General features: G+C 71.3%; 20 protein-coding genes. 11 read left to right on the top strand and 9 right to left on the bottom strand.

What is annotated here, in order from left to right; genetic code table 11:
• The first annotated feature begins 247 nt into the window (after positions 1 to 247).
• From ACYVIH_RS18840 to guaA, 3 genes are all read left to right on the top strand, one after another.
• Positions 248 to 1,867 (top strand): succinic semialdehyde dehydrogenase, encoded by a 1,620-nt coding sequence (locus ACYVIH_RS18840; RefSeq protein WP_460871068.1) that lies wholly within the window; start codon positions 248 to 250, stop codon positions 1,865 to 1,867.
• Between the two features lie 10 nt (positions 1,868 to 1,877).
• Positions 1,878 to 3,599: a GMC oxidoreductase gene (locus ACYVIH_RS18835; RefSeq protein WP_460871067.1), complete on the top strand. Its 1,722-nt coding sequence runs from the start codon at positions 1,878 to 1,880 to the stop codon at positions 3,597 to 3,599.
• Positions 3,600 to 4,023: 424 nt separating this feature from the next.
• A complete protein-coding gene (gene guaA / locus ACYVIH_RS18830) occupies positions 4,024 to 5,592 on the top strand; it encodes a glutamine-hydrolyzing GMP synthase (protein ID WP_460871065.1) in 1,569 nt (522 codons plus the stop codon).
• 7 nt (positions 5,593 to 5,599) lie between these two features.
• On the opposite strand, the gene ACYVIH_RS18825 is transcribed toward guaA, so the two are convergent.
• Positions 5,600 to 6,166, bottom strand: a complete 567-nt coding sequence (locus ACYVIH_RS18825) for a cysteine hydrolase family protein (RefSeq protein WP_460871064.1) — start codon at positions 6,164 to 6,166, stop codon at positions 5,600 to 5,602.
• A 125-nt stretch (positions 6,167 to 6,291) separates the two neighbouring features.
• On the opposite strand from ACYVIH_RS18825, the gene ACYVIH_RS18820 reads away from it, so the two are divergent.
• The gene (locus ACYVIH_RS18820; protein ID WP_460871063.1) at positions 6,292 to 6,630 is read left to right on the top strand and encodes an SHOCT domain-containing protein; all 339 of its coding nucleotides are present in this window, start codon (positions 6,292 to 6,294) and stop codon (positions 6,628 to 6,630) included.
• A 7-nt stretch (positions 6,631 to 6,637) separates the two neighbouring features.
• Here the strand turns inward: ACYVIH_RS18820 and ACYVIH_RS18815 are convergent, their stop codons facing one another.
• The gene (locus ACYVIH_RS18815) at positions 6,638 to 9,229 is read right to left on the bottom strand and encodes a bifunctional FO biosynthesis protein CofGH (protein WP_460871074.1); all 2,592 of its coding nucleotides are present in this window, start codon (positions 9,227 to 9,229) and stop codon (positions 6,638 to 6,640) included.
• Positions 9,230 to 9,536: 307 nt separating this feature from the next.
• Here ACYVIH_RS18815 and ACYVIH_RS18810 point away from each other — a divergent pair, with 307 nt between their 5' ends.
• Both ACYVIH_RS18810 and ACYVIH_RS18805 read left to right on the top strand, forming a co-directional pair.
• Positions 9,537 to 10,640, top strand: a complete 1,104-nt coding sequence (locus ACYVIH_RS18810) for an oxygenase MpaB family protein (RefSeq protein ID WP_460871062.1) — start codon at positions 9,537 to 9,539, stop codon at positions 10,638 to 10,640.
• Positions 10,641 to 10,733: 93 nt separating this feature from the next.
• On the top strand, positions 10,734 to 11,456 hold the full coding sequence (locus ACYVIH_RS18805; protein ID WP_460871061.1) for a MerR family transcriptional regulator: 723 nt from the start codon (positions 10,734 to 10,736) through the stop codon (positions 11,454 to 11,456).
• Positions 11,457 to 11,489: 33 nt separating this feature from the next.
• Here the strand turns inward: ACYVIH_RS18805 and ACYVIH_RS18800 are convergent, their stop codons facing one another.
• Both ACYVIH_RS18800 and ACYVIH_RS18795 read right to left on the bottom strand, forming a co-directional pair.
• Positions 11,490 to 12,638 (bottom strand): acyl-CoA dehydrogenase family protein, encoded by a 1,149-nt coding sequence (locus ACYVIH_RS18800; RefSeq protein WP_460871059.1) that lies wholly within the window; start codon positions 12,636 to 12,638, stop codon positions 11,490 to 11,492.
• A gap of 2 nt (positions 12,639 to 12,640) precedes the next feature.
• Positions 12,641 to 13,672: an LLM class F420-dependent oxidoreductase gene (locus tag ACYVIH_RS18795; protein WP_460871057.1), complete on the bottom strand. Its 1,032-nt coding sequence runs from the start codon at positions 13,670 to 13,672 to the stop codon at positions 12,641 to 12,643.
• 130 nt (positions 13,673 to 13,802) lie between these two features.
• On the opposite strand from ACYVIH_RS18795, the gene ACYVIH_RS18790 reads away from it, so the two are divergent.
• Together ACYVIH_RS18790 and ACYVIH_RS18785 are read left to right on the top strand one after the other, a co-directional pair.
• The gene (locus ACYVIH_RS18790; RefSeq protein WP_460871056.1) at positions 13,803 to 15,053 is read left to right on the top strand and encodes an MFS transporter; all 1,251 of its coding nucleotides are present in this window, start codon (positions 13,803 to 13,805) and stop codon (positions 15,051 to 15,053) included.
• A gap of 63 nt (positions 15,054 to 15,116) precedes the next feature.
• Positions 15,117 to 17,423, top strand: a complete 2,307-nt coding sequence (locus tag ACYVIH_RS18785; RefSeq protein ID WP_460871055.1) for a DUF6351 family protein — start codon at positions 15,117 to 15,119, stop codon at positions 17,421 to 17,423.
• Positions 17,424 to 17,442: 19 nt separating this feature from the next.
• Here ACYVIH_RS18785 and ACYVIH_RS18780 read toward each other — a convergent pair whose 3' ends face one another.
• Positions 17,443 to 19,188, bottom strand: coding sequence for an ABC transporter ATP-binding protein (locus tag ACYVIH_RS18780; RefSeq protein ID WP_460871054.1), 1,746 nt, complete (start codon positions 19,186 to 19,188; stop codon positions 17,443 to 17,445).
• Positions 19,185 to 20,912: an ABC transporter ATP-binding protein gene (locus tag ACYVIH_RS18775; RefSeq protein ID WP_460871052.1), complete on the bottom strand. Its 1,728-nt coding sequence runs from the start codon at positions 20,910 to 20,912 to the stop codon at positions 19,185 to 19,187. The genes ACYVIH_RS18780 and ACYVIH_RS18775 overlap by 4 nt, the downstream gene beginning before the upstream one ends.
• Positions 20,913 to 21,024: 112 nt before the next feature.
• Between ACYVIH_RS18775 and ACYVIH_RS18770 the strand changes: the two genes are divergently transcribed.
• The gene (locus ACYVIH_RS18770; protein WP_460871051.1) at positions 21,025 to 22,197 is read left to right on the top strand and encodes a glycerophosphodiester phosphodiesterase; all 1,173 of its coding nucleotides are present in this window, start codon (positions 21,025 to 21,027) and stop codon (positions 22,195 to 22,197) included.
• Here ACYVIH_RS18770 and ACYVIH_RS18765 read toward each other — a convergent pair.
• Genes ACYVIH_RS18765 through ACYVIH_RS18755 form a run of 3 tightly spaced genes read right to left on the bottom strand, consistent with a single transcriptional unit; the run spans position 22,161 to position 23,901 of the window.
• Positions 22,161 to 22,382, bottom strand: coding sequence for a PspC domain-containing protein (locus ACYVIH_RS18765; protein WP_460871050.1), 222 nt, complete (start codon positions 22,380 to 22,382; stop codon positions 22,161 to 22,163). The two genes, ACYVIH_RS18770 and ACYVIH_RS18765, sit on opposite strands and share 37 nt — an antisense overlap.
• Positions 22,379 to 22,672 carry a hypothetical protein gene (locus ACYVIH_RS18760; RefSeq protein ID WP_460871049.1) on the bottom strand — a complete coding sequence of 98 codons (294 nt, stop codon included), beginning with the start codon at positions 22,670 to 22,672 and terminating at the stop codon, positions 22,379 to 22,381. Before ACYVIH_RS18760 ends, ACYVIH_RS18765 begins: the two co-directional genes overlap by 4 nt.
• Positions 22,672 to 23,901, bottom strand: a complete 1,230-nt coding sequence (locus tag ACYVIH_RS18755; RefSeq protein WP_460871048.1) for a PspC domain-containing protein — start codon at positions 23,899 to 23,901, stop codon at positions 22,672 to 22,674. Before ACYVIH_RS18755 ends, ACYVIH_RS18760 begins: the two co-directional genes overlap by 1 nt.
• A gap of 165 nt (positions 23,902 to 24,066) precedes the next feature.
• Here ACYVIH_RS18755 and ACYVIH_RS18750 point away from each other — a divergent pair, with 165 nt between their 5' ends.
• Together ACYVIH_RS18750 and ACYVIH_RS18745 are read left to right on the top strand one after the other, a co-directional pair.
• The gene (locus ACYVIH_RS18750; RefSeq protein ID WP_460871047.1) at positions 24,067 to 25,359 is read left to right on the top strand and encodes an ATP-binding protein; all 1,293 of its coding nucleotides are present in this window, start codon (positions 24,067 to 24,069) and stop codon (positions 25,357 to 25,359) included.
• Positions 25,356 to 25,997: a response regulator gene (locus ACYVIH_RS18745; RefSeq protein ID WP_460871046.1), complete on the top strand. Its 642-nt coding sequence runs from the start codon at positions 25,356 to 25,358 to the stop codon at positions 25,995 to 25,997. Before ACYVIH_RS18750 ends, ACYVIH_RS18745 begins: the two co-directional genes overlap by 4 nt.
• The last annotated feature ends 6 nt before the right edge of the window (positions 25,998 to 26,003 follow it).

The raw sequence follows: 26,003 nt of genomic DNA, 5'->3' as shown, positions 1-26,003 counted from the left end.
GTTAAGCCTTTCAGCGCCGATGGTACTGCACACGCGAGTGTGTGGGAGAGTAGGACGTCGCCGGACCTAACTTTGCACAAAGCCCCCGCGGGCTCGTCTCGCGGGGGCTTTGTCGTGTTCGGCGACCGGCTCCGCTGGTGCGAGCTGGGGCGCAGCGGTCTAGTGCACTGGGCCTTCGCGCGTCTCAGCAGCCGGCCCGGCTTGGGTGCTGAGACCGCGGTCACATACTCTCGGTATCATGTCTGCCATGCCTGATCCCCGTCACCAGGGCGGTGCCCTCGGCGCCACCGGTCCCGCCGACCCGGAGCTCGACCCCACTGCCACCTACGCGCTGGACCCTGCCTACGTCCGGTCCCTGACCGGTCGCGTCGTCGCGACCAGTGGCGAGTCCGTGTCGACCTCGTGTCCCTTCAACGGCCAGCCGCTGGCTGCCATCCCGCAGTCTTCCGCGGAGGACGTCGCGGAGGCCTTCCGGCGGGCCCGCCGGGCTCAGGAGGCCTGGGCCGAGACGTCTCTCGAGCACCGCGCCGAACGGCTGCTGAACCTTCACGACCTGGTGCTGGACCGCCAGGACGAGATCACCGACCTGATCTGCTGGGAGTCCGGCAAGTCCCGCAAGCACGCCTTCGAGGAGCCGTTGCACGTGGCGATGACCGCGCGCTACTACGCGCGCACACCGCACCGGCATCTCGCCTCCGCCAAGCGCGTCGGGATCCTTCCCGTGCTCACCCAGGTCGAGGTCAACCGGGTGCCCAAGGGGGTGGTCGGGATCATCTCGCCGTGGAACTACCCGTTCACCATGGCGCTGTCGGACGGTCTGCCGGCGCTGATGGCCGGCAACGCCGTCGTACACAAGCCCGACGCGCAGACGATGCTGTCCGCGCTGCTCGGCGTACGGCTCCTCGAGGAGGCCGGCTTCCCCAAGGATCTTTGGCAGATCGTCGCCGGGCCCGGCCGGGTCCTCGGCAGCGAGATCATCAACCGGTCCAACTACGTCTGCTTCACCGGTTCCACGGCCACCGGTCGCGTGATCGCCGAGCAGGCGGGCCGCAACCTGATCGGCTGTTCGCTCGAGCTCGGCGGCAAGAACCCGATGCTGGTGCTGCGCGACGCCGACGTCGAGCGTGCGGCAGAGGGCGCGGTCCGGGCCTGCTTCTCCTCGGCCGGGCAGCTCTGCGTGTCGATGGAGCGGCTGTTCGTCGCCGACCAGGTCTACGACCGGTTCGTCGAGCGGTTCGTCCAGCGCACCAAGGCGCAGAAGCTCGGCCCCGGCCTGGAGTGGGGCACCGACATCGGCTCGCTGATCTCCCAGCAGCAGCTCGACGCGGTCTCCGCCCACGTCGAGGACGCGGTCGCCAAGGGGGCCCGCGTGCTCACCGGCGGCCGGGCACGTCCCGACCTCGGCCCGTACTTCTACGAGCCCACGATCCTCGAGGGCGTGGACCCGGACATGGCCTGCTTCGGCGAGGAGACGTTCGGCCCCGTCGTGTCCCTCTACCGGTTCCACGACGAGGCCGATGCCATCGCCCGTGCCAACGCCGGGGAGTACGGCCTCAACGCCTCGATCTACACCCGCGACGTGAAGCGCGGCCGGCAGATCGCCAAGCAGATCAAGTGCGGCACCGTGAACGTCAACGAGGCCTTCGCCGCCACCTTCGGCAGCCTCGATGCCCCCATGGGCGGCATGCGCGAGTCCGGCCTCGGCCGACGGCAGGGTGCCGAAGGGATCCATCGCTACACCGACCCCCAGGCCGTCGCCGTCCAGCGCCTGTTCCGGTTCTCACCGGTGCTCGGCATGAGCGACGAGACGTTTGCCAAGGTGATGTCGGCCCAGATGCGCCTGATGCGCAAGACCAAGCGTCCGTGAGGGAGCTCCCATGAGTGCAGCAGGTTTCGACTACGACGTCCTGATCATCGGCTCGGGTTTCGGGGGCTCGGTCTCCGCGCTCCGGCTCACCGAGAAGGGCTACCGCGTCGGTGTCCTCGAGGCGGGGGCCCGCTTCCGCGACGAGGACTTCGCGGACACCTCCTTCGACCTCGACAAGTACCTCTTCCGTCCCGAGCTCGGCTGCTACGGCATCCAGCGGATCGACGCGCTCAAGGACGCGCTGATCCTGTCCGGCGCCGGCGTCGGCGGGGGATCGCTGGTGTACGCCAACACGCTCTACGAGCCGTTGCCCGCGTTTTACCGCGACCCGCAGTGGCGAGACATCACCGACTGGCGCGACGAGCTGGCCCCGTTCTACGACCAGGCCAAGCGGATGCTCGGCGTGGTGGAGAACCCGCTGCGCACGCCGTCGGACGACGTCATGGAGAAGGTCGCCAACGACATGGGCGTCGGCGACACCTTCCACCCCACGCCCGTCGGCGTCTTCTTCGGCGGGCCGGAGCAGCCCCAGGGGGAGCGGGTCGCGGATCCCTTCTTCGGCGGGGCCGGACCGGAGCGCAACACCTGCCTCGGCTGCGGCGAGTGCATGACCGGGTGTCGGCACAACGCGAAGAACACGCTGGTCAAGAACTACCTGTACCTCGCCGAGAGCAAGGGTGCCCGCGTGCACGAGCTCACGACGGTCGAGACCGTCCGCCCGCTCGACGACGGTGGCTATGCGGTCGACGTGCGGTTCACGAAGGCCAAGCTACGCCGGAAGGCGGCCCGTCGTACTCTCACCGCCGAGCAGGTGATCTTCTCCGCCTCCGCGCTGGGCACGCAGCGGCTGCTGTTCAAGATGCGGGACCAGGGCCACCTGCCCGAGCTGTCCCAGCGTCTGGGCTACCTCTCCCGGACCAACTCCGAGTCGATCCTCGGCGCGATCGCGCCCGACACCACCGTCGACTACAGCCAGGGGGTGGCGATCACCTCGTCGTTCCACCCCGACGAGGACACCCACATCGAGCCGGTCCGCTACGGCAAGGGCAGCAACGTGATGTCGCTTCTGCAGACCGTGCTCACCGACGGTGACGGCCCGGCGCCGCGCTGGCGGACCTGGCTGAAGGAGATGTGGAAGGAGAAGCTCAACGTCCTCGACCTCTACGACCTGCGGCACTGGTCGGAGCGGACGGTGATCGCGCTGGTGATGCAGACCATCGACAACTCCATCACCACCTACTCCAAGCGCAGCCGGCTCACCGGCCGCTGGCACCTCAGCTCCAGGCAGGGGCACGGCGCCCCGAACCCGACCTGGATCCCGGTGGCCAACCAGGCGGTCCGCAAGATGGCGCAGGTGATCGGCGGGAAGCCGGGCGGTTCCATCGGCGAGCCGTTCAACCGCCCGCTGACCGCGCACTTCATCGGTGGCTGCACGATCGGGGAGACGCCGGAGACGGGTGTGATCGACCCCTACCAGCGCGTGTTCAACTACCCCGGCCTGCACGTGGTGGACGGTTCGGCCATCTCGGCGAACCTCGGGGTGAACCCGTCGCTCACGATCACCGCCCAGGCCGAGCGCGCGATGGCGTTCTGGCCGAACAAGGGCGAGGCCGACCCGCGCCCCGAGCTCGGCTCGCCGTACGAGCGGGTGGCGCCCGTCGAGCCCCGGGAGCCGGCCGTCCCGCCGACCGCCCCGGCCGCGCTGCGACTACCGATCGTCGGGGTCTCCTGAGGCACAGAGGCGGGGTGCTCCGAGCTCACCTGCTCTGAGCCCAGGGGCCGTGTCCACCGAATACCGGTGGCTCGGCCCCTGTGTCGTGCGCGAGTGACCGCCTCGCGCCTCTCGGTCCGGCCGGCCGGCGCCCCGGAAATGACTCAGGGCCCGACCGGGGAGGGAGGGTTGGTCGGGCCCTGAACCGTCCACGCACCTGATGGACAGTGCACGGACCGAGAGATCCGGCCTGGGAGGGAGCAAAGCCACCGGATCTGACAGGCTCAACGAGCGGGACTGCGGGGGGTTACGCGGTTACCGACCGATTTCTGGAAGTTTTTCCGGGAAGTGTCCCGGGCCCTCTCGGCGGGCTGGACGGGCCGCGGCCCGGCGACGGGTCGCGGATAGACTGGGACCTCCGCCGCGCGCCATGTGAAGGGGCTTGATGACCACCGACCACGACCTCGTCCTCGTCGTCGACTTCGGGGCGCAGTACGCCCAGCTCATCGCCCGCCGGGTGCGTGAGGCCCGGGTCTACTCCGAGATCGTCCCGCACACGATGCCGATCGAGGAGATGCTTGCCCGCAACCCCAAGGCGATCATCCTCTCCGGCGGCCCCTCCTCGGTCTACGAACCCGGCGCCCCGCAGGTCGGCCCGGCGGTCTTCGAGGCCGGGGTGCCGGTCTTCGGCATGTGCTACGGCTTCCAGGCGATGGCGCTCGCGCTCGGGGGAGAGGTACGTCGCACCGGCCTCTCGGAGTACGGCCGGACGCCGGTCTCCGTCACCGAGCGCGGCACGCTGCTCGCCGAGGTGCCCGAGCAGCACAAGGTCTGGATGAGCCACGGCGACTCGGTCGTCGCAGCGCCCGAGGGCTTCACCGCCCTGGCCACCTCCGCCGGGTCCCCGGTCGCGGCGTTCGAGGACCTCGACCGGCGCCTGGCCGGGGTGCAGTGGCACCCCGAGGTGCTGCACACCGAGCACGGGCAGGCGGTCCTCACCCACTTCCTGCACAACATCGCCGGCTGCCGCCCGACGTGGACGATGGTCAACATCGTCGACGAGCAGGTGGAGCGGATCCGCGAGCAGATCGGCGACAAGCAGGCGATCTGCGGGCTCTCCGGTGGCGTCGACTCCGCGGTGGCGGCCGCGCTGGTGCAGCGTGCGATCGGCGACCAGCTGACCTGCGTGTTCGTCGACCACGGCCTGCTCCGCAAGGGCGAGGCCGAGCAGGTCGAGCGGGACTTCGTCGCCTCCACCGGCGTCTCGCTGCACGTGGTCGACGCGCGGCAGCGGTTCCTCGACGCGCTGGCCGGGGTCACCGACCCCGAGGAGAAGCGCAAGATCATCGGCCGGGAGTTCATCCGCGTCTTCGAGGCCGCCGAGCTCGAGATCGTCGGCGAGGCTGCCGAGCACGGGGAGAAGGTGTCCTTCCTGGTACAGGGCACGCTCTACCCCGACGTGGTCGAGTCCGGCGGCGGTGCCGGCACCTCCAACATCAAGTCCCACCACAACGTCGGCGGGCTGCCCGAGGACCTCGAGTTCGAGCTGGTCGAGCCGCTGCGCACGCTGTTCAAGGACGAGGTGCGCCTCGTCGGGGAGCAGCTCGGCCTGCCGCCGGAGATCGTCTGGCGGCACCCGTTCCCCGGCCCCGGGCTGGGCATCCGGATCATCGGCGAGGTCAACCAGGAGCGACTCGACATCCTCCGTGAGGCCGACGCGATCGCGCGGGAGGAGCTGACCAAGGCGGGTCTGGACCGCGACATCTGGCAGTTCCCGGTGGTGCTGCTGGCCGACGTGCGCTCCGTCGGGGTCCAGGGCGACAGCCGCACCTACGGGCACCCGGTCGTGCTGCGGCCGGTCACCTCCGAGGACGCGATGACCGCGGACTGGGCGCGACTGCCCTACGACGTGCTCGAGGCGATCTCCACCCGGATCACCAACGAGGTGCGCGAGGTCAACCGGGTCACCGTCGACATCACCAGCAAGCCGCCGGGCACGATCGAGTGGGAGTGACCCGGCGCTACGCCTGACCGCCGAGGAGGTCTGCGGTCGCCACGACGGTGGCGAACTCCCCGTGCAGGTTGGTCGCGGTCGCGCGGGCCAGCTCGTCCGCGGTCATCGTCGTGCCGTCGGGTCCCGTGCGCTCGAAGGTGTGCGTCGCGTCGAGCACGAACAGCACGTCGTGGCCGAGGTTCCCGCCGGCGCGCGCGGTCGTCTCGCAGCAGTGGTTGGTGGTGATCCCGCAGACCACGATCCCGCGGACATCATGCGCGACCAGCCAGGCGTGCAGGTCCGGGGACCCGTGGAAGCCGGAGTTAACGCTCTTGGTCACGAGCAGGTCCGGGGGCGTCGCGAGGTAGGGCTTGAGCCGGTTGCCCGGCGAGCTCGGATGCAGCGGCGAGGCGGGGTCGGTGGAGTCGTGCCGCACGTGTACGACGGGCCGCCCGGTGCCGTGCCAGCGCTCCACCAGTGCTGCGATGTTGCCGTCGCACGCCGGGTTGTTGCGCCGACCCCACCCCGGGTCGTCGAAGCCGGACTGGACGTCCACGACCACCAGCGCATGTCGACTCAGGTCCCGCACCGTCACAGCCGTCGACCCTAGCGCCGGCGAGCCCGGCGCGCCGGGATCTCCCCAGAGTGGGTGATTCGGGCCCTTGTGCCTTGACCGGCCGAGTCGCCGCCTGCGACTGTCGGTCAGGGGTGGGTGAGGGAATGAGAATCGATGACCTGGGGCCCATGGGGCCGGGGAACGAACGCCGCTGGCGTGACGACGGGTGGTGGGACATGCACGACGGCATGGGCACCGGTCTCGGCTGGGGCGGTTGGCTGCTCGTCGTACTGCTGGTCCTGCTGCTTCTGATGCTGATCGCGGGGATCATCGCGCTGATCGCCTGGTCGACCCGCCGACCGCACCCGAGCACGCAGCCGGCGGCTCCGGCCACGCCGGAGGTGCAGAGCCCTGCGCTGCAGATGCTCGACGAGCGGTTCGCCTACGGTGACATCGACGAGGAGGAGTACCTCCGCCGGCGCGCGCTGCTGCGCGGCGGATAGCCTCCGGCTACGACGAGACCGGGATCCGGCCGTAGGTGGTCGTCCGCTGCCGGACCGGTCGGTCGATGCCGGCCCCGATCTCCTCGAGCTCGGCCACGGTCTTGGCCGACCCGTGCTCGGAGCCGGCCATCCGCGAGATCGTCTCCTCCATCAGCGTGCCGCCCAGGTCGTTCGCGCCGGCCCGGAGCATCGCCCGGGTCCCCTCGACGCCGAGCTTGACCCAGGAGGTCTGGATGTTGTCGACCCGCCCGTGGAGCATGATCCGGGCCATCGCGTGCACCGCCAGGTTGTCGCGCAGCGTCGGTCCCGGGCGCGCGACGCCGGCGAGGTAGATCGGTGCGCTGGTGTGCACGAACGGCAGCGGGACGAACTCGGTGAACCCGCCGTAGCCCCGCTCCAACGCGGCGTCCTGGATCCGGGTGAGCACGCGCAGGTGGGTCACCCAGTGCGCCGGGTTGTCGACGTGGCCGTACATCATCGTCGAGGTCGTCGGGATGCCGACCTCGTGCGCGGTGCTGATCACCTCGATCCAGGTCGAGGTCGGCAGCTTGCCCTTGGTGAGGATCCACCGCACGTCGTCGTCGAGGATCTCCGCCGCGGTGCCGGGGATGCTGTCGAGGCCGGACTCCTTGGCGCGGACCAGCCAGTCGCGGATCGACAGCCCTGTGCGTGCCGCGCCGTTGACGATCTCCATCGGGGAGAAGGCGTGCACGTGCATGCCGGGCACGCGCGCCTTCACCGCGGCGGCCAGGTCGAAGTACGCCGTGCCGGGCAGCTCGGGGTCGATCCCGCCCTGCATGCACACCTCGGTCGCGCCGAGCGCCCAGGCCTCCTCGGCCCGGTCGGCGACGTCGTCCAGGGAGAGGGAGTAGGCGTCGGCGTCGGTGCGACGCTGGGCGAAGGCGCAGAACCGGCACCCGGTGTAGCAGACGTTGGTGAAGTTGATGTTGCGGTTGACGACGTAGGTCACCTCGTCGCCGACCACGGACCGGCGGAGGCCGTCGGCGATCCGGCACACCTCGGCCAGCGCGTCGCCCTCGGCCGTCATCAGGGTCAGCGCCTGGGCGTCGGTCAGGGCTCGAGGGTCGTGCTCGGCGACCTTCAGTGCGGCGAGGGTGTCGGGATCGACGGGCGTGCCGGTGCGGTGCTTTCGGGACGCTCGCGGCGTGGTTCCTGAGGAGACGAGGGCCGAGCCGTCTCGAAGGGCTCCATCCTCGACCACCGGGTCGGGCTGCTCGATCGCCGGGACCGACTGGCGGAGCAGCTCCCAGTCGCCGTAGACGTCGTCGAAGTCCGCACGGCGGTCGTTCGTGCGGCCCTCGGTGTCGATCGCGGTGTGCAGGTCGGTGCGACCGACCGACGCGAAACCTCCGTCCGGCTCCTGCCACGGGCGACCGACCGGCGTGAGGCCCGCGACGGCCAGCCCGGTGTCCGTGGCCAGGGCGGCGACGTGCCCGGAGACGCGGGGGTCGATCCACGGCTCGCCGGCGCGCACGTACTCCGGGTGCACGGTGAGCCGCTCCTGGAGCGAGAAGCCCGCGGCCGCGGTGACCGAGCGCAGCCGGTCCAGGGACGGCCACGGTCGCTCGGGGTTCACGTGGTCGGGGGTCAGCGGCGACACCCCGCCCCAGTCGTCGACACCGGCACCGAGCAGGGCTGCACACTCCGAGCTGTCGACCAGGTTCGGCGGTGCCTGCACCCGCATCTTCGGCCCCAGCACGATCCGGGTCACCGCGATCGCAGCGAGGTACTCCTCCAGCGCGAGGTCGTCGGCGGCGCGCATCGCGGTGTCGGGCTTGGCGCGGAAGTTCTGGACGATCACCTCCTGCACGTGGCCGTAGGCCCGGGCGACCCTGCGCAGCGCGAAGACCGACTCCGCGCGCTCGGCGACGGTCTCGCCGATGCCCACGAGCAGCCCGGTGGTGAACGGCACGTTGAGCCGGCCGGCGTCCTCCAGGACGCGCAGCCGCACCGCCGGGTCCTTGTCCGGTGACCCGTAGTGGGCCTGGCCCTTCTCGGTGAACAGCCGGGTGGAGGTCGTCTCGAGCATCATCCCCATCGAGGGGGCGACCGGCTTGAGGCGGTTGATCTCCTCCCACGACATGACGCCGGGGTTCAGGTGCGGCAGCAGGCCGGTCTCCTCGAGCACCAGCACGGCCATCGCCCGGACGTAGTCGAGCGTGGAGTCGTACCCCTTCTCGTCCAGCCACTGTGCGGCGGCGGGCCAGCGGTCCTCAGGCCGGTCACCCAAGGTGAACAGCGCCTCCTTGCACCCCAGCGCCGCGCCCTGGGTCGCGATGGCCAGCACCTCGTCCGGCGACAGGTAAGGCGCCTGTCCGTCGGCGGCGAGCTTGCCCGGCGTGGTCACGAACGTGCAGTAGTGGCAACGGTCCCGGCACAGCCGGGTGAGCGGGATGAACACCTTGGGGGAGTAGGTGACCACGCCCGGACGGCCGGCGGCATCCAGCCCTGCGTCCCGCACCCGCGCGGCCGTCGCGCAGAGGGCGTCGAGGTCGGCGCCCCTGGCGGTCAGGAGTACGGCGGCCTCGGACTCGTCGAGGGTCGCTCCCCGAGCGGCCCGGGCGAGGGCTCGCCGCATCGCCTGGGCGGTGACTCCTGGCTGGTCGTGCGTGGCGGTCACTGGGCTCCCTCGGAGGTCACGTGGGCGTCGGCTTCCCTCTGGCGAGGGTATCGAGGCCCACGGGGTCGGCGGACACCCTGTCTGCGGAGCAGACACGGGGCTGGACGCCGCGGCTTTACCTTGCCAGGATTACTGGAACAGTATGCCTGTGTGGATTCGCGGCACATCTCGGAGGGCCGTCATGAGTGGAACAGCCGATACCGACCACGTGGTCCCTCGTCGGTTCGCCATGTCGCCCGAATGGGCCCGCCGCACGGCGCGGAGCGTGGGTCGGTTCGTGCCGGGTGACCCCGAGCCCACCGAGGAGGAACACCGGCGCCAGGCGCGCGCTCTCCTCCAAGGGGACCCGGTGGCCGACGCCCTGGTGTCGGCGATCAAGGACGACCGGTCGGTCACCATGGCCCAGTTCCGTCAGGCGATCGACGAGGGAGTCGCCGCGGTCCCCGACGCGCCGGCCGCGCTGCGCGAGTTCTTCTGCCACCTCGAACCGCGGCCGGACTGGGTCGACGACGAGCTGCTCCGGCGCGGTGCCGAGGTCTGCCTGGAGACCGGGCTCACCGGCGCGGACGTGCTCGGCGACTCGTCCCTGATGGGCGGGTACCGCTCCTCGGCCACGACCGCGGTCCTGGTCGGCACGGGCCTGCTCCTCACCGGCCAGGTGAACCGCCGGGTCGGCGAGACCTCCCAGTGGTGGCTCGAGTGCGTGCGCCCGCACGGCATGGACCGCGACGGGGCCGGCTGGAAGCTGACCGTGCACGTGCGGCTGATGCACGCCCTGATGAACCGCAGGTTCCTGGACGCCGGCTGGGACGTCGAGGACTGGGGCCTGCCGGTGAACCAGTACGACCAGGCGGGGACCCTCGCGCTGTTCTCGACGTCGTTCCTGCTCAGCGTGCGGGCACTCGGCATCCCGGTCACCCGCCGTGAAGGTGCGGCGGTGATGCACCTGTGGCGCTATGTCGGCTGGCTGATGGGCGTCGACGAGCAGTGGCTGGCACGGTCGGAGGCGGAGGGGCGGCGCAACCTCTACCACGCCATGCTGCTGTCCCCGGGGCCGGACGAGAACTCCCGGGTGCTCGCCCGGGCACTGGCCCGTTCGCATCTGGAGACCCGGTTCGAACGCCTACCGAGGTTGCGGCAGCGCTGGGCCTACCACCGGCACCTCAGCCTCGTCGCGCTGTTCCAGGGGCGCGCGGGGATGGCGGAGCTGGGTCTGCCTGCGACCCTGCCGTGGTACCCGGCTGTCGCGATCCCGGCGAACCTCGCCAAGCACGCCGCCGCCCGCCTCGTGCCGGGCGGCCGGCGCCTGCTGCGCGAGCGCGCGGATCGGCAGGTCGCAGCGCGCATCGTGGAGTATCAGGGGTCCTGAGCACCCACTTTTGCAGCCAGAATGTGCCAGTAATACTGTGACAGCGCGGATCCCGGGCTGGGAACCGCGGGAGCACAGGCCGGAGAGGGGCCCATGAGCGCGCAGGAAGACTCCGCGGAGGAGCTGCTCACCATCGACGAGCTGGCCGCGAGCGGCCAGATGACGGTGCGCACGACGCGGTACTACGCCAGTCTGGGGTTGCTCCCACCGCCGTTGCGCCGAGGGCGGATGGCGTACTACTCCGCGGCCCACCTCGCCCGCCTGGAGCTGATCCGCGCGCTCCAGAGCCACGGGTTCACCCTGGCCGCGATCGAGCGGTACCTGAAGAGGCTGCCCGAGGATGCCACCGTCGAGGATCTGGCGATCCAGCGCGCCATGCTCACCTCGTGGGCGCCCGGGCCTCGCGAGGAGCTGACCCGCCGACAGCTGGAGCAACGTGCCGGTCGCAGTCTGGAGGACTCCCAGGTCGAGCAGCTGGTCGTCACCGGAGCCGTGGCCCCCACGGAGCGCGGTTTCGAGGTGCTGCCCGGCTTCGAGGTCGGGCTGCAGATGCTCGACATGGATCTGCCGCTGGACAGCATCGCCGCGGCGAGCGAGGCGATCAGCCGGCACATGGACGCTCTCGCCGACGAGCTCACGGTCATCCTCCGCACCCGGGTGCTCGCGCCGTACCGCCGGAGCAGGCCCGCCGACACCGACGCCGCCAGGTTCGAGTCGACGATGTCGCGGCTGCGCCAGCTCACGCTCCAGGCGGTCGTGAGTGGTTTCCAGCGAGCAGCCGACCAGGTGATCAGCCGCTCGCTGGCCAAGGACTGAGCCGGAGGCGCCCCTCGGAGCGGTGGGCGGGCGTCACAGACCCAGCGACCGGCCGATGATCTCCTTCTGGATCTCGGTGGTGCCGCCGTAGATGGTCTGGATCCGGCTGTCCACGAACGCCTTGGCGATCGGGTACTCCATCATGTAGCCGTAGCCGCCGTGCAGCTGGACCGCCCGGTCGACGAGCTTGGTCTGCAGCTCGGTGGTCCACCACTTGGCCATCGAGGCCAGCTTCGCGTCCAGCCGGCCCTCGTTGTGCTTGCGGACGCAGTCGTCGACGAAGACCCGGGCGATGTGGGCCTCGGTGGCCATCTCCGCGACCAGGAACCGGTTGTGCTGGAACTTGCCGATCGGCTTGCCGAACGCCTCCCGCTCCTTGGCGTAGGCCAGCGACAGCTCCAGCACCCGCTCGCAGGCAGCGGCGGCGATCATCGCGATCGAGAGCCGCTCCTGAGGCAGGTTCACCATCAGCGAGATGAAGCCGCTGCCCTCCTCGCCGAGGAGGTTCTCCTTCGGGACGGCCACGTCGTCGAAGAACAGCTCGGCGGTGTCCTGCGCCTTCAACCCCACCTTGTCGAGGTTGCGACCGCGCTCGAACCCCTCCATGCCACGCTCGACGACCAGAAGGCTGACGCCCTTGTGGCCCGCCTCCGGGTCGGTCTTCGCGACCACGATCACCAGGTCGGCGAGGATCCCGTTGCTGATGAAGGTCTTCTGGCCGTTGAGCAGGTAGTGGTCGCCCTTGTCGACGGCGGTGGTGCGGATTCCCTGCAGGTCGCTGCCGGCGCCGGGCTCGGTCATCGCGATCGCGCTGATCGTCTCGCCGCTGACCAGGCCGGGCAGCCAGCGGCGCTTCTGCTCGTCGGTGCCCAGGCTGCTGATGTAGGGGACGATGATGTCGGTGTGGACCGGGAAGCCCGGTCCGCTCGCACCTGCCCGGGTGAGCTCCTCGGCGACCACCATGTTGTAGCGGAAGTCCTTGACGCCGGCCCCGCCGTACTCCTCGTCGACGTCGAAACAGAGCAGTCCCAGCTCGCCGGCCTTGGTCCACACCGCCCGGTCGACCACGCCGTCGACCTCCCACTGAGCGTGGTGCGGGGTGATCTCCTTCTCGATGAAGGAGCGCACGGTGCTGCGGAACGACTCGTGCTCGGGCTCGAAGATCTCCCTGGACTCGCTCATGGTCAGGACACCCACTCCTTCATCTGCGCGACGAGCGCGGCCGGGTCGTCCGCGACCGGAGTGATCTGCAGGCTGGTGACACCGGACTCGCGGAACGCCTCGATCCGCTCCTTGACGTAGGCCTCGGGTCCGACGAGGTTGCACATCTCCAGCAGCTCCAGCGGCACGAGCGCCTCGGCGTCGCGCTTGTTGCCGTTCAGGTAGAGCTCCTGGATCTTCGCGGCCTCCTCCTCGAAGCCGTACTGCGACACCAGCTGGTTGTAGAAGTTCTTGCCCTTCGCGCCCATGCCGCCGATGTAGAGGGCGAACATCGGGCGGGCGAAGTCGAGCATGCCCTTCACGTCGTCGCCGACCGCGACCATGCCGCCCGCGGCGATCTCGAGAGGCCCGAGGTCGCTTGAACGCTTGGCCTTGCCCTTGGCGAGGGCGTCGCCCCAGATCTCGCCCACCTTCTCGGGGGCGTAGAGGAACGGCAGCCAGCCGTCGCCGTACTCCGCGGTGCCCTGGACGTTCTTCTCACCGAGGGCGGCGATGTAGATCGGGACGGCGGGGCGCTCGGGCTTGGTGAGCATCTTCAGCGGCTTGCCGAGGCCGAGGCCCTGGTCGGCAGGCAGCGGGAGGTCGAACACCTTGCCGTGGTACTCGATCGTCTCCCGGCGGATCATCGCGCGGATGATCTCCACCACCTCGCGGGTGCGGGTGAGCGGCTTGTCGTAGGCCATGCCGTGCCAGCCCTCGATCACCTGTGGGCCCGAGGCGCCGAGACCCAGGATCGCGCGCCCGCCGGAGACGTTGTCCAGCCCGGCCGCCGTCGACGCGAGCGTGCCGGGGGTGCGCGAGTAGATGTTGAGGATCGCGGCGCCGATCTCCAGCGTCTCCGTCTTGGCGGCGAGGTAGCCCATCAGCGTGGGGGAGTCGAAGCCGTAGACCTCGGCGACCCAGACGGTGTCCAGGCCGGCCCGCTCCAGTGCGACCACCTGGTCGGCGGCCTCGCGAGGGTTTCCGGCATACATCAGGGGCATGGAGAGCTTCATGGCGCTGCCTTCGCTTGGGTCTGAGGAGTGGCCGTGACAGTAACACTGTCACGGTGGGTCCGCTGTGGTGGGCGGCACACCGGGCGAAAACCGCTGGAGCGGTCCAGTCCTCGCAGGGACAATCGGGCGCGTGACTCTCGCCGCCCTCGCCCCGCCGCGCCTCGGGAGGGACTTCCGGTGGATCTGGGCGGCCTCCTCCGCGTCCAACCTCGGTGACGGGATCGTGCTCGCGGCCGGTCCGCTGCTGGTCGCCTCGATCAGCCGGGAGCCGTTCGCGGTGGCGATGGCCGCCTTCCTGCAGCAGGTGCCGTGGCTGCTGTTCGGCATGGCCGCGGGCGCGGTGATCGACCGGGTGGACCGCCGGACGCTGACGATCGTGGTGGACCTGCTGCGGTTCGCGGTGATCGGGCTGCTCGCCGTCGCCGTCGCGACCGGGACGGCCACCCTGCCCGTCGTACTCGTGGCGGTGTTCCTGCTCGGCACCTCCGAGACCTTCGCCGACAACGCCGCCAGCACCTTGGTGGCCACCGCGGTGCCGAAGGAGGGGCTCGGGCTGGCCAACTCGCGGCTGTTCGCGACCTCGATCCTCGGCAACCAGCTCGCCGGGCCGCCGCTCGGTGCGTTCCTGTTCGGCGTCGGGATGGCCGTGCCGTTCGGCGCCAACGCGCTGTGCTTCCTGCTCGCCGCGGTGCTGATCTCACGGATCTCCAGGCCGGTGGTCGAGCGCGAGGCCGAGCCGCGGGCGATGCGCCACGAGGTCGCCGAGGGGCTGCGCTGGCTCTGGGCACACCCGCCGGTGCGGACCCTGGCGCTCACGATCACCGCCTTCAACGTCACCTTCGGCGCCGCGATGGCGGTCTACGTCCTCTACGCCCACGAGCGGCTCGGCCTCGCCGAGATCGGCTACGGGATGCTGATGACCGCGAGCGCGGTCGGCGGCCTGGTGGGTGCGGGGACCTACCGCTGGCTGGAGCAGCGGTTCAGCCTGGCCACCCTGATGCGGGTCGGGCTGATCGTGGAGACGCTGACCCACCTGGGCCTCGCGCTGACCCGCTCACCCTGGGTGGCCGGCGCGATCATGGTGTTCTTCGGCATCCACGCCATCGTCTGGGGGACCACGTCGACCACGGTGCGCCAGCGCGCGGTGCCGGCGCGGCTGCTCGGCCGGGTCACCAGCGTGTACCTGCTCGGCGGCGTCGGCGGTCTCGCGCTCGGCTCGCTGGTCGGCGGTCTGCTCGCGCAGCGGTGGGGGGTGGTCGCGCCGTACTGGTTCGGCTTCGTCGGCTCCGCCCTGCTCACCGCGGTGATGTGGCGGTCCTTCCTGCACATCGCCCACGCGGCGGAGGTGGGTGCCGAGCGCGCTGCTGCCGAGGCCGACTGACGAGCCCCGCGTAGCCGGAGCGGCCGGTCGTCGTTGGGCAGTGCAACCAGCCCAGGAGGACCCGTGCGCGCTCGCCGTCTCGCCCCGTTGCTCATCACACTCGCCCTCGCGCTGCCCGTGGCACCGCTCGCGGGGCCCGACCCCGCTGCGGCCGAGCCGCAGCGGACCGCTCCACGCCCGCTCGTGGTCGAGGTGCTCTCCAACCGGGCCGACCTCGTGTCCGGCGGCGACGCGCTGGTGTCGGTCCGGCTGCCGCGACGACTCGAGGCGGACCGGGTGCGCGTCCGCGTCGGCGGCCGCGACGTCACGGCCCGGTTCCGGGTGCGCCCCAACGGCCGGTTCCAGGGCCTGCTCACCGGGCTCGAGGTCGGCCGCAACGTGGTCCGGGTCTCGGCGCCGGGGTACGCCGGGCGGCAGGTGATCACCAACCACCCCAACGGCGGGCCGGTGTTCTCCGGACCCCAGCACGGGCCGTACCAGTGCCAGGACACCGCGGTCGACGAGCAGTGCAACCAGCCGGCGACGTACACGCTGCTCTACAAGTCCACCGACCCGACCAAGCGGGGCCTGCAACCCTTCGACCCGAAGAACCCGCCGGCCGACGTCGCCACCACGACGACCGACCAGGGGGTCGACGTGCCGTTCATCGTCAGGCGCGAGGACGGCTTCCAGGCGCGGGACCGCTACACGATCCTCACCCTGTTCCGGCCGGGCAAGCCGTGGCAGCCCTGGCGGCCGCAGAAGCAGTGGAATGGCAAGGTGCTCGCCACCCACGGCGGCGGCTGCGGTGCGTCGTACGCACCGGGCAGCCCGCGCCTGGACGACTACTCGGGCACCTTCTCCGACGCACCGGTGGTGGAGAACAGCTACGTCACCGCGCTGGGGCGCGGCTTCGCGGTGATGTCGACCGCGCTCAACAACACCGGGCACAACTGCAACCTCGTGACCCAGGCCGAGTCGATGATGATGGCCAAGGAGCGCATCGTCGAGCGCTACGGGCCGATCCGCTACACGATCGGCACCGGCTGCTCGGGCGGCTCGATCGCCCAGCACACGATCGCCAACGCCTACCCGGGCATCTACCAGGGCCTGGTGACCACCTGCTCCTACCCCGACGTGCTGACCGCCGGTGCGCAGTTCGCCGACTACCACCTGCTGCGCCGCTACTTCGAGGACCCGTCCCGATGGGGGCAGGGTGTCGTGTGGCTGCCAGGCCAGGCCGCCCAGGTGGAGGGGCACCTGACCCATCTCAACGCGGTGACCGCCGACGAGGGTCTCTTCAAGGGGGCGATCAACCCCGAGAACGACTGCTCGGGAACCAAGGACCCGGTCGCCGGTGACCCGAGCACCCGGTTCGACTCCGAGACCAACCCCGCGGGAGTGCGCTGCTCGATCCTGGACATGATGCTCAACCCGCTCGGACCGAGGGCAGAGCAGGACTGGAGCCCGCAGGAGAAGGCCGCCGGGCACGGCTTCGCGGGCATCCCGTTCGCCAACCAGGGCGTGCAGTACGGCCTCGGGGCGCTGGAGAAGGGGCTGATCACGCCGGCGCAGTTCGTCGACCTCAACGCGAAGGTCGGCGGCCTCGACGTCAACGCCGACCCCGTCGAGACCCGGATCTCCGGGGACCCGGGGGCAATCCGCAACGTCTACCGCACCGGCCTGGTCAACGAGGCCAACCACCTCGACGAGGTCGCGATGATCAACCACGGCGGCCCCGACCCGGGCATCGCGCACGACTACGCGCATGCGTTCTGGACCGAGGAGCGGCTCCAGCGCGACCAGGGCCACACCGACAACCGGGTGATGTGGTTCGGCGAGACCCCGCTGGTCGGGGACCTGCGGTGGGCCACCGAGGCGTTCCTGGCCATGGACCGCTGGCTGACCGCGGTCGAGGCCGACAGGCGCAGGATCCCGCTGTCCCGCAAGGTCGTCGAGGACCGGCCCGAGGACGTCACCGACCGCTGCCAGAACGTCCCCGGCGTCGAGATGACCGTCCTGCCCGGTGGGGACGTGGTCTGTGAGAACCCCACCCTCCAGACCCGGCTCAGCACCCCGCGCGAGGTCGCCGGCGACGACACCGCCAACGACCGGATGGCCTGTGAGCTGCGACCGCTGGACCGCGCCGACTACGACTTCCTGCTCGTACCGTTCACCGACGAGCAGTGGGCCACTCTCGAGCGGGTCTTCCCCGACGGCGTCTGCGACTGGAGCCGCCCGGGACAGGGGCAGGGGCCCGCGGAGACCTGGCTGACCTACGCCGACGCCGACGGGGACGTGGTGTACGGCGGGCGCAACCTGCCCCGGCTGCCGGCGCACTCCGGGACGGGGTGGATGAGCCCGGCGTTCCGGGAGCTGCTCCGCCGCTGACCCCCACCTGTCGGGGGAGCTACTTGCCGTGCCAGGACTCCCAGAGGCCGGCGTAGGAGCCACCCTGGGCGACCAGGTCGTCGTGCGAGCCGAGCTCGATGATCCGGCCGTCCTCGACCACGGCGACCCGGTCGGCGTCGTGCGCGGAGAACAGCCGGTGCGCGATCGCGATCACCGTGCGTCCCTCGAGCACCGCAGCCAGCGAGCGCTCGAGGTGGCGCGCGGCGCGCGGGTCGATCAGCGAGGTTGCCTCGTCGAGGACCAGCGTGTGCGGGTCGGCGAGCACCAGCCGGGCCAGCGCGACCTGCTGCGCCTGCGGCGCGGTCAGTGCGCGTCCTCCCGAGCCGACCACGGTGTCCAGCCCCTGGGCGAGCGCCTCGACCCAGCCCCGGGCGTCGACCGCGTCGAGCGCCTCCAGCAGCCGCTCGTCGTCGGCCGGTCCGTCCAGAGCGAGCGCGAGGTTCTCCCGCAGCGTCCCGACGAACACGTGGTGCTCCTGGGTCACCAGGGCGACGTGGCCGCGCAGCTCGCCGAGCGAAAGCTCGGTCAGCCCGACCCCGCCGACGGTGACCGAGCCGGTGCGCGGCGGGTGGATGCCCGCCAGCAGCCGGCCGAGCGTGGACTTGCCGGCGCCGGACGGGCCGACCATCGCGATCCGTTCACCCACGCCCACAGACAGGTCGACGCCGTGCAGCACGTCGCGGCCGTCGACGTAGGAGAACCGGACGTCGTCGGCCTCGATCGCCTCGCCCAGCGGCCGCCGGCCGGTCGCGGTCCGGTCGTCCGGGACGTGGGCGACGCCGAGCAGCCGGGCCAGCGAGGCGGCCCCGACCTGGAGCTCGTCGAGGATGCCGACCACCCGGTCGACCGGGTCGATCAGCATCTGGACGTACAGCGTCGCGGCCGTGACGTCGCCGAGCGAGACGGAGCCCTGCGTGTAGAGGTAGCCGCCGAACAGCAGCGTCGCCACGGTGGGGATCAGGTACGCGACCTCGACCGAGGGGAAGAACACCGTGCGCAGGAACAGCGTGTACTTCTCCGCGGCGTAGGAGCCGGCGATGTCGTCGTCGATCCGCCGGAGCCGCTGCCGGCCCAGCCCCAGCGCCTCGACGGTGCGCGCACCCTCGACGGTCTCGGTCAGCGAGGCGTTGATCGCGGCGTACGACGCGTTCTCGCGCAGGTAACCGTCCTTGGCCCGGCGCAGGTACCACCGCAGGCCGACGACCAGCGGCGGGATGCCCAGTGCACACGGGATCGCCACCCACCAGCCGACCGCGAGCGCCCCGCCGAACGTCATCACCGCGGTGAGCACGGCGATGCTCCACTCCGGCAGCGCCCAGCGCACCGACCAGCCGAGCTGCTCCACGTCGCGCGAGGTGCGGGTGAGCAGGTCGCCGCTGCCGGCGCTCTCCACGACCCCGACCGGCAGGGCGAGGCTGTTCTCGACGAAGTCCTCGCGCAGCTCGGCGAGGATCTTCTCGCCGAGCACGTAGGAGAGGTAGCGGGCATAGCGGGTCAGCACCGTCTGCAGGACCAGGAACCCGGCCAGCAGCAGGACCGTGTCGTCGACGTGCGCGAGCGTGGTGCCCTGCTCGACCGCCTCGACGAGGTTGCCGAGCAGCCGTGGCGCGGCGAGCGCCGCCAGCGCGGCCGCCACGTTGAGGGCCACGGCGCCCGCGACCGGCCGGCGTTGCCGGCGCAGCAGGGCAACGGCGTAGCTGGCCACCTGGCGGGTGGTCGCGACGGGCAGGGTCTGCGTGCTCACCGGTCCACCATCTCGGCGTCGACGCTCTCCTCGTCACGGGTGACGACCGCTCGGTACTCCGGCACGGTGTCGAGCAGCTCCCGGTGCCGGCCCCAGGCCACGACCTTGCCGTTGTGCAGGAACGCCACGTTGTCCACCCGGTCGAGCAGCAGCGGGCTCGACGTGGTCACGACCGTCGTACGCCCCCCGCGGTGGGCGCGGATCCGCTCGGCGACCCGGGCCTCGGTGTGCGCGTCGACCGCCGACGTGGGCTCGACGAGGACCAGGATCTCGGGGTCGGCGGCGAGCGCCCGGGCGAGCACCAGCCGCTGCCGCTGACCACCGGAGAACGAGCGGCCGCGCTCGGTCACGACGGTGTCCAGCCCGTCGGGGAGCGCCTCCAGCACGTCCTCGGCCGAGGCTGTGTGCAGCGCGGCAACCACGTCCGCGCGCCCCGACCCGCGTACGTCGATCTGCTCCTCGAGCCGTCCGGAGAACAGCGTGCTGCCGCTGTCGGAGACGACGATCCTGCGCCGGACCACCTCCCGGGCAACGCCGTCGAGGGGCACGTCGCCCCAGTGCACCTCGCCCTCGGCGTAGCGGCCCAGCCGGTCTGCCAGCGCGGCGGCGTCCTCGGGCGGGTCCGAGACGATCGCGGTGACCTGGTCCGCCGGGACGCGCAGTCCGCTTCCGACGTCGACCAGCTCGGCACCGACGGGCGGCTCGTCGTACCTGCCCTGCCCGGTCGGCACCTCCGGCTCGAGCGCGAGGACGCGGACCACCCGGCGCGCGGCGACGAACGCGCGGATCCACTTGTTGGCCAGCTCGGTCGCAGTGCGCAGCGGGATCATCAGGAACGCCGCGTAGCCGTAGAACGCGACCAGCTCACCGGGGCTGATCCGGCCCTGGACCGCGAACCGTGCGCCGAGCCACACCACGACGACGACGAAGACCCCCGGCAGCAGGATCTGCAGCGCGTCGAGCACCGACTGCAGCCGACCGACCCGGACCCCGGCGGCGCGGACCCGCTGCGACTCCCGCGCATAGCGGTCGTGGAACACCCGCTCCCCGCCGATGCCGCGGAGCACGCGCAGGCCGCTGACGATGTCGGTGGCGAGGTTGGACAGCTGTCCCATCATCTCCCGCTGAGCCAGCGTGCGGCGCTGCAGCGGCTTGAGCAGCGGGCCGACCGCGACCAGCAGCAGCGGCACGCCGAGGAGCACCACGAGCCCCAGCGTGACCGAGGTGCGGAGCAGGATCACGGCGACGACGAGGAAGGACACCAGCGCCCCCGCGGCGCGCGCGGTGATGTCCATCGCGTTGCCCAGGTGGGACAGGTCGCTGGTGCCGATCGCGACCACCTCGCCCGTGGCGACCTTCTTCGGCAGCGTCGCACCCAGGTCCACCGCCTGCCGGGCGACGAGCTGGACGGTGCGGTAGGCCGTGGTCAGCCAGTTGGTGACGGCGAACCGGTGTCGCATGATCCCGGCGGCAGCCTGCACCAGCCCGATACCGAGCATGGTGCCGGTCCACAGCACCAGGGCGCCGGTGTCCTTCGCAGCAATGCCCTCGTCGATCGCCCGGCCGATCACCGCAGGCATCACCGCCTGGGCGACCATCCAGACGATCCCGAAGAACATCGCCAGCAGCATCGTGTGCCACTGGCCGAGCACCAGCCACCACAGGAACCGCAGCGGGCTGCGGTGATCGGCGGTGCCGGGGTGGTCGAGGGGAAGGTGTCGCACCGGACAACGGTACGGATCGGACATCCGTTGCAGCGAATGGTTTTCGCCTGCGCCTGCACGCCGTTCACCTTCTCGTCACCGCGGCGACAGACCCTCCCGGTTTGCTCGGGCCATGACCACTCTCGGGACGTCCCGGCTCTCCAGGGGAGCACTCGCCATGGCCCTCACCACGATCGTGACCTCCACCACCGCCGCTGTGGCACTCGGCGCACCAGCGCCCGAGCGCCCAGAGGAGCGGGGCCACGACCTCGACACTCCGCTGGTGATCGGCCACCGCGGCGCCAGCGGCTACCGGCCCGAGCACACGCTGGCCTCCTACCGCCTTGCGATCGCGATGGGCGCCGACTACATCGAGCCGGACCTGGTGTCGACCAAGGACGGCGTGCTCGTCGCCCGCCACGAGAACGAGATCTCCGGCACCACCGACGTGGCCGACCACCCCGAGTTCGCCGACCGGCGCGCCACCAAGACCGTCGACGGTCGCCGCGTCACGGGCTGGTTCACCGAGGACTTCACCCTCGCCGAGCTCAAGACGCTGCGGGCGGTCGAGCGGCTGCCCGAGACCCGTCCGGCCAACACCCGGTACGACGGCCGCTACGAGATCCCGACCTTCGAGGAGGTGCTCGCGCTGGTGGCGAAGGAGAGCCGGCGTCGTGGCGAGGTGATCGGGGTGTACCCGGAGACCAAGCACCCGACGTACTTCCGCCAGATCGGCCTGGCGCTCGAGGAGCCGCTCGTGCGGGCGCTGAGGGCGCACCACCTCGACCGGCCCAACGCCCAGGTGTTCATCCAGTCCTTCGAGACCGGCAACCTCCGCGAGCTCGCCAGGTCGGTGCGGGTGCCGCTCGTGCAGCTCGTCGACGCGACCGGTGCGCCGTACGACCTCGAGGCCTCCGGCGACGGCCGCACCTACGCCGACCTGGTCACCCCGGCCGGGCTGCGCGAGATCGCGACCTACGCCGACGCCGTGGGTGCCAACAAGGACCTCGTGCTGCCCCGCAACGCCGCGGGTGAGACCACGACGCCGAGCGAGCTCGTGGACGACGCCCACGCCGCCGGGCTCGACGTCCACGTGTGGACCATGCGGGACGAGAACCGGTTCATGGCCACCAACTACTGGAACGGCACCGACCCCGACGCCAAGGGCGACGCGTTGGCGGAGTACGCCGACATGTACGCAGCCGGGGTGGACGGAGTCTTCTCCGACCACCCCGACACCGCTGTCGCTGCCCGCGAGGAGCTGGCTGCTCACTCCTCCGGCATGAGGATCCAGGCGACCAGGTAGGCGATCGCGAAGCTGCCGAACCCGAGCAGCGTGCCCAGCACGACGACCAGCCGGACCAGGTTCGCGTCGACGCCGAGGTAGGCCGCGATGCCGCCGCAGACGCCGGCGATCCACCGGTCGTCGCGGCTGCGGACGAGCCGCTTGGGCCGCGGTGCGGCCGGAGGCGGGGTGGTGTGCTCGCTCATCGCAGTTCTCCTTCGTCGTAGTCGGTCGGTGCGTCGTAGCCGGTCTCGTGGTCGGTGTCCTGGGCCTGCTGTGCGCGGCTGCGGGACAGGCTCTTGGCAGCCATCGCGACCACGCCGACCAGGCCGGCGACGACCAGGGTCAGGGGAAGGAGCCAGCGGACCTCGGCGAGATCCACGACCCCGGCCTCACGGAGGGCCCAGGAGCCGGACAGGCCGAGGAAGACCAGGCCGACCACCAGGTAGCTGACGTTGAGCGGGTGGGTGCCACGCGGGCTGTTGGGAGTGCTCATCACTGCCTCACTTCGATGCTGCCGACCACGAGGTCGAGGTTGAGGTCCATCTCGGGGGCGTCCTCGCCACCGTCGACGCTGCGCTGGACGGAGAACCCGCCGGCGCCTCCGCGCCGCTCGTCGAGGACGGTGATCTCTCCGGCCAGGCCGATGTCGGCGTCGACGTCCACGTCGACGTCCTCGGGGAGGATCACGACCAGCTCGCCGGCGTTCGCCTCGACCTCCACCGAGCGCCCGTCGAGGGCCTCGATGTCCCGGATCCCGGACAGGTCCAGGGTCACGGTGCCGGCGGGGACGAAGTAGCGGTCCTCGAGCTGGGTCGCGCTCGTCGGCGTGTGGACCATCCGGCGGTCCCCGTCGAACCGGGGCTCGGCCGCCGAGGTCGCGAGCAGGGCGAGCAGAGCGACCAGACCGAGCGCGATCAACCCGCCGGGGCGGCCGAACCAGGCACCGACCACGAGCATCAGGCCGATCACCGCGAGCGCGAGTGCCGGGTAGGCGCCGTCGGCGACCCCGCCTTGGGCCACGTCGTAGAGCCCGAGGGTGCCGAGCGTGACCGCCAGCAGCGCAAGGGTGAAGGCGAACAGCTTCGGGCCGCGGTAGGGCTTCGGGGCCGGTGGCGGCTGCGGGGGCAGGTACTGGTAGGCCGGGTAGTCCGGCGGTGGCGGCGTGGTGAACGACGCGGTCTGCTCGGTCCCGGCAGCAGTCGGCGTCGTGAACGTTGCAGTCTGCTCGGCGCCGGCGGGTGGCGGCGGAGGAGGTGCCGTGGGCGGGCCCGCGGGCGTCCCTGGCTGGTTCGGAGTGCTGGTGCTGCTCATGGGCTTGTCTCGATTCATCAGGAAGATGGCCACGACCAGGCCGAGGATCGCCAGCGGCCACGGGAACCCGACCCCTCCGCCCCAGCTGTCCCCGATCAGCAGCAGCGCCGCGATGACCGCAGCGACCGTGAGGATCGCGTTGCGGGTGGTGGCGTTGGTCGCGATCGGCGCCTCGTCGGAGCCCTCCTCAGGCACGAACAGCCACAGCGCGCCGTAGAGGATGAACCCGGCGCCGCCGAAGAAGGCCAGCACGACGAAGGCCACCCGGAGGATCGTGGGGTCGATGTTGAGGTGCCGGCCGAGACCGCCTGCGACACCGGCCACCTTGCGGTCGGAGACGCTGCGGCGCAGCTGGCTGTAGTCACGCAGGTGCTCGGTGTTCACGCGGTCCTGCTGCGGAGTTTCGGTCATGCCTCGATCCTTCTCCCTCCCGGACGCATCCACCATCGGGGGAAGCCCTGATCCTGCTGCGCCGAAGGTCCCGGACGGTCAGGGTCGGCCGAGGGTGCACGCCAGGGTCCGGCCAGGGGTGAAACTCATGGTTCGGCCCCGTCGGCTGTGTGACGATGGGCGGCGATGACCAGCAACGCCGTGCACCGCGAGCCCGTGAGCCCAGCTCGCCGGGCTGCCCGTCGTACCGACGGCCGGGTGCTGGGCGGCGTCGCCGCCGGGCTCGCCGACCACCTCGGCGTCGACGTGACCCTGGTGCGCGTGGCCTTCCTCGCCACCGCCCTGCTCGGCGGCTTCGGGCTGGCGATGTACGCCGGGCTCTGGATGATCCTGCCCAGCGACGCACGCTTCGAGAACGCCGCACCAGGACTGGAGGCGGCCACCCGGCAGGGGAAACGCCCCGGCCGGACCTCGCGGCTCGAGGACGGCGGCTGGCTGGTCGCGCTGAGTGCCGTCGCCCTCGGCGTGGTCGTGCTCGTGCAGACCTTCCTGGGCAACGGCTTGGTGTTCTGGCCGGTGCTGCTCGGCGTGGTCGGTCTGGCCGTGCTCTGGCGGCAGGCCGACGAGGCACAGCGCGAGCGGTGGGTGGACTCCACGGGCCGGATCGACCCGGTCCGCGCGGTCCTCGGCCGGGGCGGTCCGGCGTCCTATGCCCGGCTGCTGGCGGGGGTCTCGCTGCTGGTGGCCGCGCTGATGCTCTTCGCGGCGCAGTCGGGCCAGGCGGCCGTCGCGCGCGACGTGCTGGTCGCAGGGGTGCTCGGCATGCTGGGTCTGGCGCTGACGGTCGGGCCGTGGCTGTTCCGGCTGGCCGGCGACCTCTCGGAGGAGCGTGCGGCGCGGGTACGCTCGCAGGAGCGAGCCGACGTCGCAGCGCACCTGCACGACTCGGTGCTGCAGACCCTCGCGTTGATCCAGAAGCACGCCGAGGACGGCAAGACGGTCTCCCGTCTTGCGCGCGCCCAGGAGCGGGACCTGCGGGCCTGGCTGTACGGCGACGAGGCGGCCGCCGGAACGTCGGTGGCGGGGGCGCTGCGCTCGGCGGCCGCCGAGGTCGAGGACGCCCACGGGGTGCCGGTGGAGGTCGTGACCGTCGGCGACACCGAGCTCGGGCCCGACGTCACCCCGGTGGTGCTCGCCGCGCGGGAGGCGATGGTGAACGCCGCCAAGCACGCCGGGGCTGACAAGATCTACGTCTACGCCGAGTCGGGCGCCGCCCGGGTGGAGGTGTTCGTCCGCGACCGCGGCCGCGGGTTCGACACCGAGCAGGTGCCCGAGGACCGCCTCGGCGTGCGGCGCAGCATCATCGACCGCATGGAGCGTCACGGGGGGACGGCCACGGTCCGCTCGACGCCGGGCGACGGCACCGAGGTACGACTGGCCATGCCGCTGTCGCGGCGCAGCACGGAGGAGGACCGATGAGCAGCAGACGTGTCGTGATCGTCGACGACCACGCGATGTTCCGCACGGGGGTGAGGGCGGAGATCGCCTCCTCCGTCGACGTCGTGGGGGAGGCCGCCGACGTGGACGAGGCGGTCGCCGTGATCGCGGCGTCGCGGCCGGACGTGGTGCTGCTCGACGTACACCTGCCCGGGGGTGGCGGCGTGGAGGTGATGCGCCGGGTCGGCAACCGCGTGCCCGAGACGCGCTTCCTCGCGCTGAGCGTCTCCGACGCTGCCGAGGACGTGATCGGCACGATCCGCGGCGGGGCGCGGGGGTACGTCACCAAGTCGATCACGGGACCGGAGCTCCTCGCCGCGATCGACCGGGTTGCTGACGGCGACGCGGTGTTCTCGCCGCGACTGGCCGGCTTCGTCCTCGACGCGTTCGCCGGGTCGATCGAGGTGGCGCAGGTCGACGAGGACCTCGACCGCCTCACCGAGCGCGAGCGTGAGGTGATGCGGCTGATCGCTCGCGGGTACGCCTACAAGGAGGTCGCCTCCGAGCTGTTCATCTCGGTCAAGACCGTGGAGACGCACGTCTCCAGCGTGCTGCGCAAGCTGCAGCTGTCCTCACGTCATGAGCTCACCCGCTGGGCGAGCGACAGGCGGCTTCTGTGAGGATGT

It is taken from the genome of Nocardioides pakistanensis (assembly GCF_054781215.1).
Note: the sequence above shows the minus strand (reverse complement) of the source record. Positions and strands in the feature narration are given on the sequence as shown.